This window comes from Paenibacillus sp. USHLN196 (genome assembly GCF_037144955.1).
GTDB lineage: Bacteria > Bacillota > Bacilli > Paenibacillales > Paenibacillaceae > Paenibacillus > Paenibacillus xylanexedens_C.
Window position 1 is genome coordinate 178,727 of the sequence record NZ_JBBCYH010000010.1, and the last position, 18,498, is coordinate 197,224.

The window sequence follows — 18,498 nt, forward strand, 5'->3', positions numbered from 1 at the left end:
AACCAGGATGGGGTGAAGGAATGGAACGTGAAGAGGCAGTAATTTTATTAAAATGTCATGCTTTTTCCTATGATGATCTGAGTCATCCCAAGATGGAGAACGGTTTTCTTCGCAGTCTGCGGCCTTTTCGTGGACATTTAATTGAGGAGAATTTTCATGAACTGATGGAGATATTGCGGGTTCTGGCACCAGAACTTGCACGGCCTTCACTGGATCGGGAAGTCATGGCAGGTCTATGGGGAATTACTCACATGGCACGTGCTTGGGCCGTTGAACCTGAGGGTATGCTGCGCAGCAACAACCTCATCTCGGACGAACAGGTGGCGTTGATGGAACAATGGCTTAATTTGTTATCTTACGCAGTCATGATTCTGATTGAGGGCGGCGGAGAGGAAGAAGCGTTTTGGGGATATCATCAATATCTACAAGAAAAGAAGAACTGAGATAGGGGAGGTGTGGTAAGATTGGAGCCGAATGTATCATTAAACGTGCTAATGGACGAGCTGAATCGCTTGCTGGATAAGAGAATACAGGATCAAGAGATTCGCCAATTGTTCGAAGAATATCAACATCGAGAAGGTGCATCCGAGGAAAGTCTGAATCTATTCGAAAAGGAGTATGGCGTCAGGCTACCTGGCGATTTTCGTACCTTTTATCAAAGCAAAGATGGCAGTGGTTACGGGTTGCATGTGCTATACCCAGGGGATGCCGAGGAGGGTCGAAGTACGCCATTTTATCTCATGTCATTGGAAGAGATTCGAGAGACCAAACAATACTTCTGTGAAGTGGATGAGAAGTTGGAAGAGTATTATTCTGCAGAGGAAATCAGCCAGTTGGACCCGGAGATCAAGCCGTATCTCTTCCACAAACCATGGATACCTTTTGCAACGATTGCAGGAGGTTCACTGTATCTGATGCTCGATTTTGATCCAACGGCGGAAGGGACGTATGGGCAGATTATTATGTATGTGCACGATCCGGACTTTGTCTATTATCTTACGCCTACCTTCACGGATTTAATTACCATGTCGAACCGTAATCTAAAGATGATGGATGAGATCACGTATTAAAAGTCCTGCACGATTAGACAATTCCTTCAATAATAAAGAAGCTGCCGAAGCAACTCCTTTATCTGAACAGATACTTTGAATAAGTCTAATGATTACCACTGAAAGAAACGATGTCCGTGAAATCCTCCGCCTGGAGGTCCTCCGTGTCCACCAAGACCACCCGGCCCGCCAGGTCCACCGCCGTGAGGTCCGCCTGGATAACCACTTCCTGGAAAATGACCAGGGTGTCCACCGGGATAGCCACCACCGGGGTAACCACCGCCTGGATATCCACCATGCCACCAAGGACCGCCGATCGGATATGGTAGTGGAACAGGAACGATGGGCGGGTATGGATAGGGATAAGGGTAAGGATACGGTGGGGGTGGTGGATAATAAGGGTAAGGATAACCCGCAGGTTGCGGGGATGACACTGAACCAGGGCCGTATGCCATGTAACAAGCCTCCAATAACTGGATTGATGATATCAGCCTATGCCACAATGGTTTCAGATGATACAGCAGATTGAAGATTAATGATTAATGAGGGGGAACATATGGTAGCCGTAGCTTTTCACACCGATCCTAGAGGAACTGCCTATGAACTGTTGATTGACGAATTGATAGAGAAGGCAGATCGTTTTATGCTGGTTGACAGAAAATTTGCTGAGGAAGCTACACCTGAAAGAGTTACCACAGTGTTACGGAGATTGGATCCGTATTTGATTGAAAGCAGTAATATGGAAGAAATGATGATGAAAAGTGGTGCCATGTACTCAGAGGGTATCTATTACATATACCGTTGCACGCCGGAATCAGGGCAGATTCTTAAGGAGGAAGCCAATCGCTTTCATGACTGGTTATATCCGTCAATGCCAGATGATCTATGTTTTCTGAACGAGGATGGAAGTGACTACTTCTACACTGTTGCTCATGAGAATATGTATGGCATGCATATTACACAAGAAGAAGCAATTGAGCTAATGGAGCGAATCACTGGGTTGTTTTTTAGATTAGATCGGCATCAGGACATTCATTGCTTACTGGACGATGCGATTAGACATCAGACGGATGCGCTGAATATTAGTTCACATTACTTGAAAGAGATTCCGGAACGTATTCGGGAATTAAAGCACTTGAAACGTTTGACGATTTTTGAGCAGGATGTTTATACGCTTCCTCCAGCTCTTTTTGAACTGACATCATTGGAAGAATTGGAGATCATGACTGCGGATTTGGAAGGTATTCACCATGACATTGGAAAATTGAAACAACTTCGAGAGCTTAGAATTTATTGCGGTAGTTCTTATCATGTTCCTACCGGGTGGAAGCCAAAGGAAAAGTCGGATCTTGGTCTGAAACATATTCCATCCGAGATTGGTGAATTGGGCGAACTCGTAACTCTGGATATAGGCTACTCTGGCATACGTGAGCTTCCGCCTGAACTGGAGAAACTAAAAAAACTACGTTATTTGAGTGTAACTAATGGTTTGATCGAGGGAATGCCAGACATGGTCAAACGAATGAGTTGGCTTCAAAGTGTAAATTTGAATAGCACTCCATTAGGGATTAGTTGGGATGACATCTCCGACGAAGAAGAATTTTAATAGCCAATGAGCCCTGCTCGGGATGTCCAAGTCAGGGATATTTGTTATGCGATGATAACTTGGCGGAAATGGGCTCACGCATCTGGGCGCTGGGCATAAGCTGGCATATAGGTTATGACCTAAACCGAGAGCGAAGGGCAGGCGTTTTATTGTGGCAACCTCTTACATGGATTTTACTTTACCAACCACCGAATTTACTTACGATTTGAGCAAAAATCCGTTATTCAAGAAGGACGAGAACAACTATATTAACTCACTTTCCATCAAACAGTTAAACACATTGGGCAATACTTCTTTATTGGATATTTTCCTCAGCACTGGCAATGTGGTTGAACCACACATTCATCAGAATGCAACTGAACTGGTATACTGCATCAGCGGTTCGGCCGTCGTGTCCCTTATTAATCCGTTCACTAATGAATTGCTTCATTTCCCGATTACTCCAGGGCAGGTGGCTAATGTACCTCAAGGTTGGTGGCACTATGAAATGGCTACTGTAGATCATACGCACTTACTGGCGATCTTCGATGCACCTGTGCCTGAAGCGATATTTGGCTCAGACATCTTGCGTCTTACCCCTGCCAATGTTCTGGCTCATACGTACTGTCTGGACGAGAAAAAAATTCAAGAAGCGCTCGCCCCCATCCAAAAAACAGTGATTATTGGCCCGCCGGCAGATTGCCAGGCTTCAACTGCTCCTGCCTCTAACAGTGCTCCAAATGTGAATCATCAGCCTTACGTAATGCCGAATGTACAACCCAATGTACAACCCAATGTACAGCCAAACACACAACCCAACATGCAGCCAAATATGCAACCTTACGTGAACCGTCTTCCGTACTGGGGCACTTGGGTTGATCCACGTATTATTCATGAGCCGGGCTGTCCGTACTATAGAGAGCTTCCTGTGAATACGAATAATCAAGAGGAAAGATGACGTTTATGAGGCAAGGTTTATCTAATACACATAGGTACTTCAATTAAATTAGGTATAGACAAAAGAAGCGTCCGCGAAGGAATGCTTCTTTTTTTTAATTAAAGGTGTCTTCAAATCTGCTGAAAGCCTATGCATACCTGAACGTGTCCGGAGCATGGAGTGCTAACGAATCGTAGGTGTCTTAATCATTGATTTGAAGCGTGCCCAGAAATCTAAAGAATCTGAGACACGTTATATCAGAATAAAAAGCCGTATGAAGTGTTTTTATCAGGGGATTTTGGAAAATAACGAGTCTGAGGTTCCTTACAATTTAAATAGAGAACCTGATGGCCAAATAAGACGTCCTGTGTTCCTTAGAGAATGGCCTAACTTTCCCCAGAGTCCGCAGGATAGTGCTTCAAGACTTTTTAGGCGCTGACATACATCATCGATAACTTGCCTGAGGCTGAAGAACACCTATATATGTTCAACTAATACATTTACACGATAACGGAAAGTTATTCTGCCATCGGAGTGCCAGCGTAAATATTCATTAGTTGAACTTATATAGTATTTAATTTACGATGTGTAATTTCGTCCCAAGCCAAGCTCCGTTAATAATTGACGATAAGCAATCGAAGTACGGTCCGCGGGAATATGGGCCTCGGCATGCAGATCAAGGGGCAGATCCTCCGGTTTCTGTGACTCGACCATCTCACGATCTTCTTCGAATACCTGCAAGTTGAACTTGATCGTGTCTTCTATCGGTGCATCTTTATCAAAGTTGCGTGTGATGGGACAGAATAGACGGGTATAACGAGCAGAGATTGGCGAAGCACAATTCAGAATATTCAGCTTGTCGTCTCCTGGAAAGTGTACCGTAAGAGATGCCGCAAAGGGTGGGAATACCCGAAACTCGCGCAGCCATTGAAAACCTTCAGGCGCAACAAGATCTTGCCCTTTGCCATAGTTGCTTACCGTACTCCAATACTCGGCCAGCAATTCATTCCCCTCGCGTTTCACTTTGTATTGGGGGACTTCTGTGTTGTTTCGGTCACCAAATGTTTCGGTATGCACATAGGCAAAATGGGATACATCCAGGAATCCCTCCATTTGTCGTCCAGAGGAACCAGCAATGTCAAAGTTGGGTGGCAAAATATTGATATAATCCGGATCATCCCATCCAGGGAAGGAAGGGATCTGTTCTTCCGTTCCTGCCAGTGTGGTCCATATTAATCCATAACGTTCGACTGCAGGGTATACAATGAGTTTGAGCTTTGGTGAGATTTTGGAACTTGGGTGCGCGGGTACTGCGGTACATTTTCCTTCACAATTATAACGGAAACCGTGATAAGGGCAGACAATCTCACCATTTTCTACCCAGCCTTTGCTAAGTGGAGCCCCACGGTGAAAACAAAGATCCTTGGCTACCACTACCTGATCATTACTGCGATAAAGTACCAGCTTCACATCGAGTAATTGAGCAGCCAGCGGCTTGTCGGTTACTTCGGTTACCTGTGCTACCGGGTACCAATATTGGGATAATACATGCCAGTCTTCAGCGGTGAACGTGCAACCTCTAGGCAATTCGGATGCCACGGTACGGTTTTCATTGGAAGTTATCATATTAAAACACTCCTTGCCGATATGAATAAATGACTCTCTTTTTATGTCAGAAAAGGTTACTTGATTAGCCGTATGTTACTACTCTTTTGGTTAATGTATCAATATATCCAATCTATTTTTGGTTAAAATCACAAACAGCATCGTAAAAAGCGGTCATGAATACGGAAAACCCCGAATTTATCTTACGCTATATGTTATTTGTGTATATAAAAATCCTCCAATAATTTGTTTCCCATTAACAATTGTTGACTCCGTGAAGTGTGTCCTGTCATCAGAATTCAGTATGAATATTTTTAAGTCGAACATATCCCTGCTGGAATACAAGAGATTTTCGCAGAGAATGTCACAGATCCCGGCCGTCGTTTGTCTACAGTATGTAAACCAAATGACGGAGGCGAATGAGATATGAATTTAAGAACGAATTACAGAGTAGCGAGTCCAGGTGCTTTTAAAGCGATGATGGCGATGGAGCAATATATATCCGGGCAATTTGAAGATAAAGTGTTATACGAGTTGTTGAAAATTCGTGTATCTCAGATCAATGGCTGTGCCTTTTGTCTTGATATGCATGCCAAAGATCTGATGAAACTGGGAGATTATGCGGATCATATTCTTTTACTGAGTGTGTGGCGTGAAGTGCCTTTCTTCACAGATAAAGAACGTGTTATGCTGGAGCTGGCTGAAGCTGTGACTCGAATCTCGGAACAGGGCGTACCCCTTGCGTTGTACGATAAGGTTCGTGAACATTTCAGTGAATCCGAACTGGTGGATCTGATCCTGGCCATTAACACAATTAATAACTGGAACCGGATTGCAATCACAACTGGGATGTATCCGGGTTGCTTTAACTAAAAATACATGCACCATGCCAGAGGAGGCTTCTTATGAATTCTAATTTCCACGCCAATGAGCCAGAAGTGTCTTCTCTGGATGTTGGTGAGTTGTATATTCGTTATAAAAAATATGCATTTTCGATAGCATACCGCATGCTGGGCAGTGTGGTAGAAGCTGAAGATATTGTGCAGGATTGCTTCGCGGGGATTCAGAGCAAATCTGCTCAGGATATTCGAAATCCCAAGTCCTACATCGCCAGACTGGTTGTGAACCGAAGCTTGAATCTGCTAAATTCCGCCCGCAACCAGCGGGAAAGTTATGTTGGTGAGTGGCTGCCAGAGCCGATGGGTGATCGTGAAGTGGGTAACATGCCAGAGGAAACGATGCAGAAGAAAGAGATGATATCGTACGCCTACTTGGTCATGTTGGAGCGTCTTTCGCCCATGGAACGGGCAGTGTTTGTACTTCGTGAAGCGTTCCTGTATGACTATTCCGAAATAGCGGATTGGTTGGGCAAAACGGAGAGTAACTGCCGTCAAATCTTTAGCCGTGCCAGACGAAATCTGCCTGAAAGACTACCGCCGATCGAGCAGAGTGATGCGGATATGATAGCCAAAGGCGAATTACTGAGCCGTTTTACAACGGCGTTCCTTCGTTATGATGTCTCTGCCATGCTGGAGTTACTGGCGGATCAGCCTGTATTTACAGCAGATGGCGGTGGCGTTGTGCATACGGTTATGAGAACGATGAACGTTCACAAAGGCGTGCTTGCACTCCTGACCTCACGGCGAGTCCTTACTCGATTGCGTGAGAGAGAATGGGTACCGATGTGGATCAATGGCGAGCTTCAACTCGCGTTGATGAAAGAAGGGCAGTTGTCCGAGGTATTCTGTCTGGAGTTGGACCCTTCCTGTGAGCGGATTGAGGGAGTATATCTCGTCGTAAATCCGAACAAACTTACATCGATTGACACTTCAACTCTTTGATTAAATCGTACGGATTTGATATTTAACCTTAAAAGCGGCAACCTCTGTCACGAGGATTGCCGCTTTTTTGCAATCACATTTAGCTATCAAACATCCGATTATTCACTCAAATTGTTGTTGAACAGGTTCAATGATTGCTCTAATCTCAGGTGTAAGCTCATCATTGTTCTGATTGAGAACCAGCAAAATCTTTTCCATGGTATCCAGAAGAACACTCTTCGTGTTGGGTTCTCGCTTAGCCAGTGCTTTCTCGTAAGCCTTCTTCACCTCAGGGTCAATTGTGCGTATTTCTTCGTCAGTATACCAGTCATATGCAGGCGTGTTGTCACTTCCATAAAACAGATAATCTACAAACATCCATTGTTTTACTTTGGTTGTGCGATTGGAATTCGGGAAGTTGTTTAAAAAGGCTTCTTTCTCCAATGTACGCTGAATTAATTCGTTCCAAGAGATGATTATCCCACCATCCGAAGTCGTCATCTGATTGGACTCGGTAGCCATAATGTCAATGTAAGCAGCAATATCAGCCTGAACGAAAGGTTTGAACTTTTGGTATATCTCATAATTGATGATGGGGTAATACAAGCCTTCACTGGTTTCCAGTTTGAACCCGAGATCAGATGCTTCCTGCAGAAGCTTCTTCACGGTCGGATTTTTAATTTCTTTGAGCAGGCGACTATAGGTAAGCTTCTGCTCGTAACCGAGTTGTTCATGGACTTGAGACAAGGCCTGTTGAAACTGCTCCGTATACATTTGGTGATCCACATCAGCCAGCTTCACGTTCTGCATGTTCTCCAGTTGCAGGGTCATGAGTGTAGCTTGCCAAGGATTGACTTTATCGATATGATTCATCAGATATTTTCGTGCCTTAACCAGACTCTCTGTGGATTTCACAGCTGCTGTACGATAGGTTTGGAATTGATGGTACACCGCTTTGGAAGTGGGAACAGGGGCGGCCACTGTTGTTGAAGGTGTGAGTATTGTGTTAATGGCAGTACAGCCTACAGCGATGGCCAGTAAAGCAAGTTTAGCAGGTTGCTTCCATCTCATTCGTATACCTCCCGTATTGTACAAATATGTCGTTGCACTCTTGTATAGCTGCTTTTTATCGTATCTTATATGTATGTTCCATAAGTTGAACATGTAAGGTCTGTCTTTGATTAAACCAGTTTCTGGTAACCGAATCAAGTGTCTTAAGCAGGAAAATGATTTTAAATAACCAAAGAACAGCCCCTAAAACCCGAATGGGTTGAAGAGACTGTTCTGGGTAATCGGGTTTGATTTTCTAATTAATGAAGTGGTTTATTGCTAATAGGCATCTGAGGTGCTCCGGTTGCAGGAATATATGCCTGAAGCATCTGTTGTGTATCATTTGGACTGAGCTGAGGGACTTGATAATAGGCGTTTTTATTCTGGAACATGAAAATTTCATAGGCCATCTCGATAAAATGCTGGATCTGCGAAGCGACGACTCGGCGAACCGTTCCATTCGTGATCTCGCTGCAGGACATGCCGAGCAGACTGGCATGTGATTTGATCAGTCCCAGCATATGACCGCTAATTCCGGCATCCTTTACATCAGCCAAGCTCTGATTTGGCTTTTTTGGTGCTGTTGGCTTAAGGCCATATACCGGTGGTACGATGTTGGGGATCATGTAGGTTGCCGTCTCTTCATGAGGCTTCTGTCCGGATGCAAAACACTCCGCTGTGAGATTGTACTGGGATAAAATGAAATTGTACTGTCGGTCCAGAATGCCAATCAGTTCCTGGCTCTGCACGAATGTACGAAAGATCATATATTGATCCAGCACGTTAATAGTGGAGGCCAGAATCTCATGCACATCGAACATCTCATGGCCGCCATGATTCATGTTAGGGATAACATTTGGATTTGCATTCAGTGTAGGTTGTACTAAATTCTGAGGGTTCATGGAATTCGGATCCATTGTAAATTTGATTCTCCTTTGGTAAATGGTATGATTCTATTTAAGTTGAACTAAATAATATTTACACTTGCCACTCCGATGACAGAACAATCTTCCGATCGCTGTTATCCCCAGATTTTTAATTCGATTTTACAAAGGTGAAAATCTGGTGATAAGCGTATGCTTCCGACGTAGCTTTCTTGTAGAAAGCTTTTAGCGAACGCTTCACTTCTTCTGGTTCTTTCTGTCCTCTTCGTTCTCGTGCAAATGTATAGTTCTCAACTTGTATAGTATGCTTGGAGAGTAGTAGATTTATGTAATAAGTGTATGGATAACAGCGTATGCACAAATAGAAACAGGTATGGTGGTGGTTAAAATGGAAGATACCGATTGGCGTGTAGCAAAGGATGTGTTCGTCAAACATTACGGGAGCGCTATACAGATGCATCGAGAAGGTGTGTATGCGGACTATAAGCGATGGGACGTACCCCAAGAGTTAGAAGAGCAATGGATAGGGGAGCGAATTCAACAATTAAGTTCCGAACTGTCTATCATGAATTGGGATGCGGTGGATGAGCTTGCGTTGATCGCCAAACATCGGACAGAACCGGGTATTGTTACGAGGATTACATCATTTGCTTCGAGACAGTTGAAGAGTGCGGATAGTATGGTTCGTCTCGTGTATGCTGAACGCCTGATTGAGCTGATTAAGCGGTACGAATCACGACTACCGATGGACAAGTTACGGGAAACGTATCAATTGACAATGGATTTGCTGGTTGATGTGGCGACTAAACCGCTGGTGCTTGATCCGGGCCATGAATTGCAGCAGTATGGTTTGAAGGATAAACGTGGATTGAATTTGCGTGTTGAAAAGAATAAGGAAGAAATCATCCGCTATTTTCGAAATTAATTGAATTTTATCAAGTGAGGTCAGAATCATTGAGAAAACTGAATTATATTCGCATATTTATTTTCCTTAGTGTAGTCACTATAATAACGCTTGGGTTGTACTATGTAGCCTCAGATTGGCTCGATCAGCGTTATTTCCGCTTCCTGATCTGGAATCTGTTTTTGGGTTGGATTCCTTTTGTGTTTTCTTATCTATCCTATCTTCTAAGTAATGTGAGATGGAAAGGTGCCGCATGGCTTGCAGTAGCAAGTGGGCTGCTGTGGTTGTTATTCTTCCCGAACTCTTCTTATATTGTTACGGATTTGGTTCATCTGACGGCTAGGAGTTCCCGGTATTATGGTGGTAACGGGGTCGATTACACGTATTGGTACGACTTGAGTGTTGTATTAATGTTTGTCTGGACTGGGCTTCTACTGGGATTCCTGTCGATGTATCAGCTTCAGGAAGTGATCTATCACCGGATTGGACGCTGGGCATCCTGGATCTTTGTACTAGCAGGCTGTGCTTTGGGAAGTTATGGGGTCTTGCTTGGACGTGTATATCGACTGAATAGCTGGGATGCACTGACGAATCGCGAGACGCTGATTCAGCTGATGCACGAAAGTGTAAGCCGCCCGTCTCTTGCGTTTTGCCTGTTTTTTGGAACGTTTATCATTACGATCTATGCCACACTGTATTATCTGATCAATACGAGGTCTCCCCGTGAAACGCAGAAAAGTTCAGGAAATCCCGAGGCGAACCTGCAAGCCTTACGCTAACTTATGATTTCTTGAGGAAGAACTCATTAGTTCTAATCTTAATTTATATTGCTAAAAGGGCTGTTCCAAGTCATACACATGGCTGGTGGAACAGCCCTTTAAATTTCTAACAAGTCAGGTTTTACTTGAGGAAGTAAGTATACTCACAGGTGGAACGACAGTCGATAACACTTTCTCTACCTATCAGAGATTAACTCAAGGATTGTCTTCACAACCAGTTCAGGTTCATCGTGAATAATCATATGACCACTGCGGGTGGCCGTGATGAGCTGACTATCCTCCGATATATTCAACATGTTACGCTGTCCCGATTGCCAGATGGATTCGAGCTTCTGCCCAATCTCAGCCGAAAGCCCTGCTTGAGCATAGTCTTGAAGACGTCCACGTGCAATGATACGTACAGGGATTGATCCAAGATTTTGGCCACGAATGGCATCTTCTGTTGAATGGGCGTGAAAGGCTTCTTCTACTTTGGCGTGAAAAAAGGAGGGTGTAGCTATCACATTAACAAAAGTATCTCGATCTTGCTTGGCAACCAGACCATCAAGCAAAAAGTCTGGGAATAATCTGAAAGCGCCAGATACCTTCAGTAAGGATAATAAGGAGGCAGGTGGGTTTCCCTGAAACTGAGCCTGTTCCAACAAAGCCTTTGTATTCTTCTCGTCATCCTCAGGTCTCGCATCAATGAGGACAAGGCTCTGAACCTCACTTGTATAGGTCTGCGCAAAGAGTCTAACATACATACCCCCAAGGGAATGACCTACCATAACGTATGGGCCGCGGATATTCTCCTTCTCCAGAGCTGAATGTAATTCTTTGACGATATTCGCACCTGTGCGTTCTGTAGGTGCAGATTCACTCCAGGCATATCCTGCGCGATCATACGTGACCACCGTTGCATGTTTGGCGAGTTCCGTCGGAATGTCTCTCCACGACAAACTGGTCTCACCACTTCCGGCCTCCATAAGTATGGTCGGCGAACCACTGCCTTGTTTATGAATGTGCAGCTGGTAACCGCCGACTTGAACTAACGTACCGGGAGGCGGAAAGTTCATTTTGGCCTGTGACGAAGCAAACCACTCATAGCAGAATGCTGCACCGATCAGCAATAACATGGTGCAGAATAGCCTTATTATGAAGGTGGTAACTCTGAATTTCTTGCGTTTTGAGGCTGGGATCGTGGTATGCATGATCTTATTAATTCCTCTCCATACGGCTGTTTTTATTTTAATACAATGTATTAAAAAGATTATAGCACAGTGTATTACAAAAAGAGAAGCTTGATGTATAATGAGGTCATGCCAAAAATCGTAGATCATGAAAGTCAAAGGAAAGTCGTTGCTGATGCAGCCATCCGGGTCATTCAAGAGCATGGGCTTGAGCATGCTACAGTTCGGAATATAGCAAAGGAAGCGGGATTATCTGTAGGTTCCATGCGTCATTATTTTGCCACACAGGCCGAATTGTTCACCTTTTGCATGAATCTTTTTGCAGAACGGGTACAGAAAAGGGTAGAGGCACTACAGATGAGTGGATCTGTACTGCTGGATATGAAGAATTTGCTCTTGCAATTTCTCCCGTTGGACGAAGACAGAATGATGGAAATGGAGGTCTGGTTTTCGTTTACAGCCAAATTATTGGTGTACCCCGAATTAAAAAAGTTAAGTGATCAGATGCATCAGGGGATGTATCGGTCTGCTCAGTGGGTGATCCAGGAGTTGCAGAAGCAGGGCATGACACATCCTGATCTGGATGCCGAGATGGAGACGGAGAAGTTATATGCTCTTGTGGATGGACTCGCCATTCATATCCTAATGCAGCCAGATAGACTTACGGTAAAACGAGTGGAACAAGTGATTGAGCAGCATTTGAGCATGCTTTGTCCAACTTAAACTTACGTTGTCTGAAAGCAGGGTGATTTCCTTTTATAAGGAGTGACCCTCCTTTTTGTGAAAATTTGCAGGTATGCAGGATATGACGAAGAATTAAGAATGAGAATGTAATGAATACATAGACAAGTAGGTGAACAACAAAATGTTGAATGTATTAGAGCTGACAACAAAAGTAGAAGAAGTCATGGAACGCGTGAATTTTTCGGGTGTCGTATTACTCCAGCAAGGCGGAAAACCCCTATTGAATATGAAACGTGGTTATGCGAATCGTAGCGAGGAACTTGCTAATCAGGTGGACACACGCTTCGGAATTGCATCAGGATGTAAGATCTTCACGGCAGTGAGTGTATGCCAACTAATTGAAGCAGGCAAGTTGTCTGCGGATTCCAAGCTTACGGATGTGTTGGATGTGGAGTTTCCACTGTGGAACGAAGGAATCACCATCCATCAGTTATTAACACACACGTCAGGCATTCCGGATTATTTCGATGAAGAAGTGATGGAAGACTTTTCGGAATTGTGGAAAGACAGACCAGTCTACGCGATGCGGCGATTAAGTGACTTTCTGCCCATGTTTCAGCATCTTCCGATGAAGTCTACTCCGGGTGCACGTTTTCACTACAACAATGCGGGTTTCATTGTGCTAGGACTTATTGTAGAACAACATTCCGGATTGTCATTTACAGATTATGTGGAGGAGCACATTTTCAAACCGTGTGGTATGAAGGATTCGGGTTATTTCTTAACCGATCAGCTTCCGCGTAACACAGCCTTAGGGTATATAGATCATGAAGATGGCTCTTGGAACACTAATATTTTCTCCATTCCTGTCAAAGGTGGATCAGATGGTGGGGCCTATGTTACGGCACCGGATATGGTTCTATTCTGGGATGCTTTGCTAGGTCACCAATTGTTGAATGAAGAGACGACGCAGCAGTTATTAACTCCACATGCTCATCAAGAGGATGGAGAGTATTATGGGCATGGTATCTGGATTGACCGGAAAGGAGAGGACATTTTCAAATTTCATGTCATGGGGTTTGATCCAGGAGTATCATTCATGTCTTCTGTGTATCCAGACAGAGATTTACAACTGGTTGTGCTCTCTAATCAAGAGTCAGGCCCGTATCCATTAACGATGGCCATCGAAGAAGCTTTGGCATGACAAATAAACCCTCAACCTATGGTCAGGTTTTGGCCACAAGGTTGGGGGTTTATTTATCAGACAAGATAAAAAGAATGCCTGCGTTTATAACATTTTCCATAGCTCAGGGGCGATTAATCGAGGGAAAACATCCAGCGGAGGTTTCTCTTTCTTTCGTTTGTCATTGGTTAACACCGTAACAAGTTCGAGCTCTGGGACAATATATACATACTGACCACCAAATCCTCGCGCGTAATAATAATGGAGATTGGGTTTGTCATCTTCAGCAGCAATATTTTCGGAGTCAGACCTTTCGTTCGGATAGACATCCACCCACCAATGCCAAGCATAACTGCCGTGATTCGGTGGAGTGACTGTAATGAAAGGCTGCGTCGAACAGGAGACGAAATCACTTGAAATGAGACACTCACCCTCCCATGTACCTTCCTGTAGAAACAGCTGACCGAATTTCAGCAGATCTACGGGTAACATTTTTAGACCGAATCCGCCAGTATGTACACCTTGAGGGTCACTTTCCCATTCGTAATGCTTAATTCCGAGCGGGTCAAAAAGATAACGTTCTGCGAACTGGGGTACGTCCATGCCTGCATTTTGCATCAGGATGGCGGATAGAATCTGTGATACTCCTGAATTGTATTCCATATATGTACCTGGTTCATGACTTAAGCGCTGTTCCAATGCAAAATCCACCCAATGATCGGTGCGGGTCATACGAGGGAACGAATTCTGTCCACCGAACTCGTCCCAGTTGAATCCAGCTGTCATCGTGAGCAGTTGTTCCAGCGTGATCGCAGGTTTACGCGGATCAGGATCGGATGTCAACTGTGGGAAAAAGGTGGAGATTGGGGCCGATGCCTCTGGCAACAAGCCTTTATCCATCGCTATACAGATGAGTGCGGACAGCACACTCTTGGTACAGGAATTGACTTTTGCAATATCAGTCGCAGCTTCGTGGTTGCGGTAGTGTTCGTACATGATCTCACCGCGTACGCTGACCAGGCAGCTTCGCAGATCCAGCGGCGGAATGATTTGTTGTAACTTAGATGACAGGGATGAAGGATTCATAGTGTCCTTTCTGTGCGGTTAATTTTTATAGACTGTTGTGAAAATAGTTGTCCATTATCTTAGCATACTCCCGAGGTAGGGCTCAACAAGCGCTACATTATTATGTCAAAGCAAGCATATAGAATACGATATTTTATGAAAGCCATAAGAATCACATGCGAATATTGCATAAACCCCCAGCATTGTCTGTCAGTCTTATATAATTGTCATGAGAAGAGGACAAGACATTTGTTAGAGAAAGCAGGGCTGTGATGTGGGGAATATAATAGAAGAAATCTATTATGGTAATTTGAGACCAGAAGAGAATATTACTCCTAAAAATTCGGAGTATCGATCTATTAATAAGGAGATTACAGCTAATATCGAAAAATTTCAAAAAAAGCTTTCGGAGGATGACTTTAAACAGTTGGAGGAACTATTAGATATGATAGATAATATTAATTCCACTAATTCTTGTGAGGCATTTGTGAAAGGATTTAAAATAGGGACACTAGTTACGAACGAAGTTTTTCAACGAGAATAGGTTAGAAGGACTAGTAGAAGCGTATAGCACAGTATCCATTAAGATCATGGGGAAGAGGTACTTTCGTAATACATTTGAGTTTAGGGTACAAAAATAGGAGCCTTATGTGGCTCCTTTTATTACTGGATATTCGATTAATTAAAGTATGTTCGGATAAAAAAAAGTACCTCCTCATCTTCTAAGAAGAGTTGGAGACCATAAAATGCCCCCAACAAAAATCCACATCCGGCCAATAAACAGTAAAATATAGAATTACCAGCCCTTGATCTACCGTAATGTTGCCCGCAGTGTGGGCACATGAAAGCGTCCGCAGAAATCACACTTTTGCAAGATTCGCAACGCATTAAGTTGTTAGCGTTAGGTTTGAACTTTCTTTTTATATTTCTAAACATTGCTTTAAAAGCTAGGATTGCAAGTACAAACATTGCGATAATGATCCCTATACCGAATAAATTACCTATTACATTATTTATGCGCTCGAACATGACGTTCCTCCAACTATGTAATCAATCCAGAACAGTCTATCAGACCTAGATATAATTTTCTATAGAAATGAATGTTAGAAAATGAATACTTATTGAGTATAAGAAAAGCATCAACTAAGAGCATAGACGGTAGATACTTCCGTAACGCGTTTGAATTTAGGGTAAAAAAATAGGAGCCTTAAATAGCTCTTTCTCACTTAATTAATTATCATTAAACATCTTCATAAGTTCAGCTAATGCTATGAATCCACCGCCAATGCAAATTACGAAACCAACGAATGACCCGAAAATTGAATTGAAAGCTCCATTAGATCTACCATAGTGGTGGCCGCAATTAGGGCAAATGATAGCTGATATTGAGATAGTATTACCACACGAATGGCATTGTTCTAACTTGCGGTTAAATCGACCTTTGATCAATCTGAAGATATTGATAAAAAATGCTATTAAACAAGCTATACCAAATATAAACAAACAAGTAGTGATGAGACCGGCAATACCCAGAAGAGAGTAAGATGCCATATTATCAAACATTTTATTCCTCCATCTATGTAGTAATCCAATTTATTTTATCAAACCCGTTTATCTATTTCCATTTATTTCTTTACATCTAAAAGACTCTGTGCAAATGAGCACATATCCATGTAATTAGTTAGTCGTATTTTCACTTATCTCAAACGTCAAAATATTATCGAATATCACGTAATCAGTACGCTTGTTGAAAGGACCTTTGTTGTTGCTGTATTTGTTGATAGCAAACTTGGCTGGGCCAGTTCCAGCCTCGCGATCATCATCTGAGGAATGCATTTACATCACTCATCGGAAGATCGTTTCATTATCCCAACCTGTTGTCAGGGTTACTACAAGGATGGCGCGGTCTCCAGATGCTTGTACTGGATACTCTGGACTTACTATTTCTGATAGCCCAGATTCATTACCACTAAAATCAACTGCCAGTCTATTTTTGTATAGGAATTTTCGATATGAATAAGAGTTAATTTTAAGAACAATGATGCACTTTTAAATATGAAAAAGCTTTACCGACCTAAATAAGTCGATAAAGCTTTACCACTAAACTATTTCTTTCAATAATTCCACGCTGTTATTTCTCACATTGCCCACTTCCTTCGGCACCTCATACGCTCGCATCTCAGATGCTTGATATGGCTTAAGAAAACCGAGCAACGATTGGACATCATCATTATCTCTTCCAAGCCACTCAGCCTCATCCTCAGGGCGCAAGATGACCGGCATACGATTATGGATAACCTCCATAAGACTATTTGGTTCCGTTGTAATGATGGTGCAGGTACTCAGTCTGTTTCCATCTGGATCTGTCCACGTGTCATACAATCCTGCCAATGAAAAGATACTATCGTCTTTCATCAGAATTCGCATCGGTCGCTTTGTTGATTCTTCTTTCTTCCACTCGTAGAATCCGTTCGTGGGGATGATACAGCGTTTGGAGCTGATCAGACGTTTAAAGGACGGCTTCTCTGCTAATGTTTCTGCGCGGGCATTAATCATTTTATTCCCGATCTTATCATCTTTTGCCCAAGTGGGCACCAGACCCCAGCGGAGAGCGCCTAATCTATTACCGTTTTTACTTCCGATAATAGTTGGGATGTACTGCATGGGTGCAGCATTATAGTTAGGCTTGTACTCAAATCCATCAGCAATAGATGCATAGTACCTGTCCAAGATAGAGTCTAAAGGGTCAGTGATTGTAAATCTACCGCACATACAAAACACCTCCTGTATTGTGCTTACAAAATATAATCATACACTGGTGTACGGGGTAATCTTGAATTATGGAGATGTACATAATAACACCTCAACCTAATTATAGCGGTTTGCTATAAAGGATTAAGGCGGTAAGTTATGGAGAATACGACATGTGTTGATCAGTTCATATAAGTTCGTTCAAACCATTCAACGGACTCTGTTAGACTCGCAATTCCTAATACGAAAAGACCTACTCCAAAAAGAAAACAGATAAATATGGAATCACCTAATCCGTTCATTTTACCGTAATGTTCACCACAATACGGGCAAATAATAGCAGTGTTTGAAATCGAACGTCGACATGTTGTACAAGCCGTCATTCTGTCTATTTTTACACCTTTTAATCTTCAATAAATATTGATAAAGCTCTTAATAATAAACATAATTGATAATACAAAAAGTGATAATGTTAAAGCACCTAAACAAAACACACCAACGTAGTCACTAATTTCGTTAATCTTTTTACTCATAGAACAGTTAACCCCTCATTCAAGTTTAAACTCTTTTAATGGGTAGCAGCATCCGGAATTCTTCCAACTGGTTGTCTACCTAGCTACCAGCACCACGATTTTCTGATGGACTTATGTATTCGATATCTACACCTTCTCAGCCTTTCTAAGCCCGACCTACGTTTAATTATTTCGGCAACTCCTTACAATACTCCTTCAACTGACGCTCAACGTGTATTGGGGTTGGATTTACCACTCCCGCACTTTGTACGTTTCTCTAGAAGTGGTTACCGGTTTTGTACAGCGGTCTTTTGAAGAGAACTATGCGTAATGGTTAACTAAACCAATCATTATCGCTATCCAATAAGATCATTTGGTCCTCCGAGGAGCATTATCTCAGATGCGACAAATTTAAGTTTGAGATAAACTTAAAGGATAATGGTAGTGTGCAAAATAAAAGGAGCAGTTTGCCGTTCGCAGCTGCTCCACATTTCGTTGAGCTTGCAACATAAGTTACTTTA

General features: G+C 43.0%; 18 protein-coding genes. 11 read left to right on the plus strand and 7 right to left on the minus strand.

Going from position 1 to position 18,498, the window contains the following annotated elements:
• The first annotated feature begins 20 nt into the window (after window positions 1-20).
• Window positions 21-443, plus strand: a complete 423-nt coding sequence (locus WFI24_RS23055) for a hypothetical protein (RefSeq protein WP_145322282.1) — start codon at window positions 21-23, stop codon at window positions 441-443.
• A 21-nt stretch (window positions 444-464) separates the two neighbouring features.
• Window positions 465-1,070, plus strand: a complete 606-nt coding sequence (locus WFI24_RS23060; RefSeq protein ID WP_336764486.1) for an SMI1/KNR4 family protein — start codon at window positions 465-467, stop codon at window positions 1,068-1,070.
• 92 nt (window positions 1,071-1,162) lie between these two features.
• Here the strand turns inward: WFI24_RS23060 and WFI24_RS23065 are convergent, their stop codons facing one another.
• On the minus strand, window positions 1,163-1,504 hold the full coding sequence (locus tag WFI24_RS23065) for a hypothetical protein (RefSeq protein ID WP_336764487.1): 342 nt from the start codon (window positions 1,502-1,504) through the stop codon (window positions 1,163-1,165).
• Window positions 1,505-1,605: 101 nt separating this feature from the next.
• Here WFI24_RS23065 and WFI24_RS23070 point away from each other — a divergent pair, with 101 nt between their 5' ends.
• Window positions 1,606-2,655 (plus strand): leucine-rich repeat domain-containing protein, encoded by a 1,050-nt coding sequence (locus WFI24_RS23070; RefSeq protein ID WP_336764488.1) that lies wholly within the window; start codon window positions 1,606-1,608, stop codon window positions 2,653-2,655.
• Window positions 2,656-2,806: 151 nt separating this feature from the next.
• A complete protein-coding gene (locus tag WFI24_RS23075; protein WP_336764489.1) occupies window positions 2,807-3,592 on the plus strand; it encodes a cupin domain-containing protein in 786 nt (261 codons plus the stop codon).
• A gap of 558 nt (window positions 3,593-4,150) precedes the next feature.
• Here WFI24_RS23075 and WFI24_RS23080 read toward each other — a convergent pair.
• A complete protein-coding gene (locus WFI24_RS23080) occupies window positions 4,151-5,197 on the minus strand; it encodes an aromatic ring-hydroxylating dioxygenase subunit alpha (protein WP_336764490.1) in 1,047 nt (348 codons plus the stop codon).
• Between the two features lie 405 nt (window positions 5,198-5,602).
• On the opposite strand from WFI24_RS23080, the gene WFI24_RS23085 reads away from it, so the two are divergent.
• Both WFI24_RS23085 and WFI24_RS23090 read left to right on the plus strand, forming a co-directional pair.
• Window positions 5,603-6,049 carry a carboxymuconolactone decarboxylase family protein gene (locus WFI24_RS23085; protein WP_145322272.1) on the plus strand — a complete coding sequence of 149 codons (447 nt, stop codon included), beginning with the start codon at window positions 5,603-5,605 and terminating at the stop codon, window positions 6,047-6,049.
• Between the two features lie 32 nt (window positions 6,050-6,081).
• Entirely contained in the window at window positions 6,082-7,017 is a 936-nt protein-coding gene (locus WFI24_RS23090) for a sigma-70 family RNA polymerase sigma factor (protein ID WP_336764491.1), read from the plus strand.
• A gap of 102 nt (window positions 7,018-7,119) precedes the next feature.
• Here the strand turns inward: WFI24_RS23090 and WFI24_RS23095 are convergent, their stop codons facing one another.
• Complete coding sequence (locus tag WFI24_RS23095; RefSeq protein WP_336764492.1) at window positions 7,120-8,067, minus strand: hypothetical protein; 948 nt, start codon at window positions 8,065-8,067, stop codon at window positions 7,120-7,122.
• 239 nt (window positions 8,068-8,306) lie between these two features.
• Window positions 8,307-8,948 carry a spore coat protein gene (locus WFI24_RS23100; RefSeq protein ID WP_442956254.1) on the minus strand — a complete coding sequence of 214 codons (642 nt, stop codon included), beginning with the start codon at window positions 8,946-8,948 and terminating at the stop codon, window positions 8,307-8,309.
• Window positions 8,949-9,318: 370 nt separating this feature from the next.
• Here WFI24_RS23100 and WFI24_RS23105 point away from each other — a divergent pair, with 370 nt between their 5' ends.
• Together WFI24_RS23105 and WFI24_RS23110 are read left to right on the plus strand one after the other, a co-directional pair.
• On the plus strand, window positions 9,319-9,855 hold the full coding sequence (locus tag WFI24_RS23105) for a hypothetical protein (RefSeq protein WP_336764493.1): 537 nt from the start codon (window positions 9,319-9,321) through the stop codon (window positions 9,853-9,855).
• A gap of 29 nt (window positions 9,856-9,884) precedes the next feature.
• Window positions 9,885-10,613, plus strand: a complete 729-nt coding sequence (locus WFI24_RS23110; RefSeq protein ID WP_336764494.1) for a DUF1361 domain-containing protein — start codon at window positions 9,885-9,887, stop codon at window positions 10,611-10,613.
• 176 nt (window positions 10,614-10,789) lie between these two features.
• On the opposite strand, the gene WFI24_RS23115 is transcribed toward WFI24_RS23110, so the two are convergent.
• Entirely contained in the window at window positions 10,790-11,803 is a 1,014-nt protein-coding gene (locus tag WFI24_RS23115) for an alpha/beta fold hydrolase (protein WP_442956249.1), read from the minus strand.
• Window positions 11,804-11,911: 108 nt separating this feature from the next.
• On the opposite strand from WFI24_RS23115, the gene WFI24_RS23120 reads away from it, so the two are divergent.
• The gene (locus WFI24_RS23120) at window positions 11,912-12,505 is read left to right on the plus strand and encodes a TetR/AcrR family transcriptional regulator (RefSeq protein ID WP_336764495.1); all 594 of its coding nucleotides are present in this window, start codon (window positions 11,912-11,914) and stop codon (window positions 12,503-12,505) included.
• Between the two features lie 142 nt (window positions 12,506-12,647).
• The gene (locus WFI24_RS23125) at window positions 12,648-13,670 is read left to right on the plus strand and encodes a serine hydrolase domain-containing protein (protein WP_336764496.1); all 1,023 of its coding nucleotides are present in this window, start codon (window positions 12,648-12,650) and stop codon (window positions 13,668-13,670) included.
• Window positions 13,671-13,754: 84 nt separating this feature from the next.
• Here the strand turns inward: WFI24_RS23125 and WFI24_RS23130 are convergent, their stop codons facing one another.
• On the minus strand, window positions 13,755-14,735 hold the full coding sequence (locus WFI24_RS23130) for a serine hydrolase domain-containing protein (RefSeq protein ID WP_336764497.1): 981 nt from the start codon (window positions 14,733-14,735) through the stop codon (window positions 13,755-13,757).
• Between the two features lie 253 nt (window positions 14,736-14,988).
• Between WFI24_RS23130 and WFI24_RS23135 the strand changes: the two genes are divergently transcribed.
• Window positions 14,989-15,258, plus strand: coding sequence for a DUF6809 family protein (locus WFI24_RS23135; RefSeq protein ID WP_336764498.1), 270 nt, complete (start codon window positions 14,989-14,991; stop codon window positions 15,256-15,258).
• Window positions 15,259-16,814: 1,556 nt separating this feature from the next.
• Here the strand turns inward: WFI24_RS23135 and WFI24_RS23140 are convergent.
• The gene (locus WFI24_RS23140) at window positions 16,815-17,486 is read right to left on the minus strand and encodes an SOS response-associated peptidase (protein ID WP_336764499.1); all 672 of its coding nucleotides are present in this window, start codon (window positions 17,484-17,486) and stop codon (window positions 16,815-16,817) included.
• Between the last annotated feature and the right edge of the window lie 1,012 nt (window positions 17,487-18,498).

Bases quoted from the DNA above. Each gene is read 5' to 3' on its own strand.
- WFI24_RS23095 (WP_336764492.1), bottom strand. From the start codon at position 8,067: ATGAGATGGAAGCAACCTGCTAAACTTGCTTTACTGGCCATCGCTGTA.
- WFI24_RS23085 (WP_145322272.1), top strand. From the start codon at position 5,603: ATGAATTTAAGAACGAATTACAGAGTAGCGAGTCCAGGTGCTTTTAAA.
- WFI24_RS23125 (WP_336764496.1), top strand. From the start codon at position 12,648: ATGTTGAATGTATTAGAGCTGACAACAAAAGTAGAAGAAGTCATGGAA.
- WFI24_RS23080 (WP_336764490.1), bottom strand. From the start codon at position 5,197: ATGATAACTTCCAATGAAAACCGTACCGTGGCATCCGAATTGCCTAGA.
- WFI24_RS23090 (WP_336764491.1), top strand. From the start codon at position 6,082: ATGAATTCTAATTTCCACGCCAATGAGCCAGAAGTGTCTTCTCTGGAT.
- WFI24_RS23105 (WP_336764493.1), top strand. From the start codon at position 9,319: ATGGAAGATACCGATTGGCGTGTAGCAAAGGATGTGTTCGTCAAACAT.
- WFI24_RS23055 (WP_145322282.1), top strand. From the start codon at position 21: ATGGAACGTGAAGAGGCAGTAATTTTATTAAAATGTCATGCTTTTTCC.
- WFI24_RS23115 (WP_442956249.1), bottom strand. From the start codon at position 11,803: ATGCATACCACGATCCCAGCCTCAAAACGCAAGAAATTCAGAGTTACC.
- WFI24_RS23070 (WP_336764488.1), top strand. From the start codon at position 1,606: ATGGTAGCCGTAGCTTTTCACACCGATCCTAGAGGAACTGCCTATGAA.
- WFI24_RS23100 (WP_442956254.1), bottom strand. From the start codon at position 8,948: ATGAACCCTCAGAATTTAGTACAACCTACACTGAATGCAAATCCAAAT.
- WFI24_RS23130 (WP_336764497.1), bottom strand. From the start codon at position 14,735: ATGAATCCTTCATCCCTGTCATCTAAGTTACAACAAATCATTCCGCCG.
- WFI24_RS23120 (WP_336764495.1), top strand. From the start codon at position 11,912: ATGCCAAAAATCGTAGATCATGAAAGTCAAAGGAAAGTCGTTGCTGAT.
- WFI24_RS23065 (WP_336764487.1), bottom strand. From the start codon at position 1,504: ATGGCATACGGCCCTGGTTCAGTGTCATCCCCGCAACCTGCGGGTTAT.
- WFI24_RS23140 (WP_336764499.1), bottom strand. From the start codon at position 17,486: ATGTGCGGTAGATTTACAATCACTGACCCTTTAGACTCTATCTTGGAC.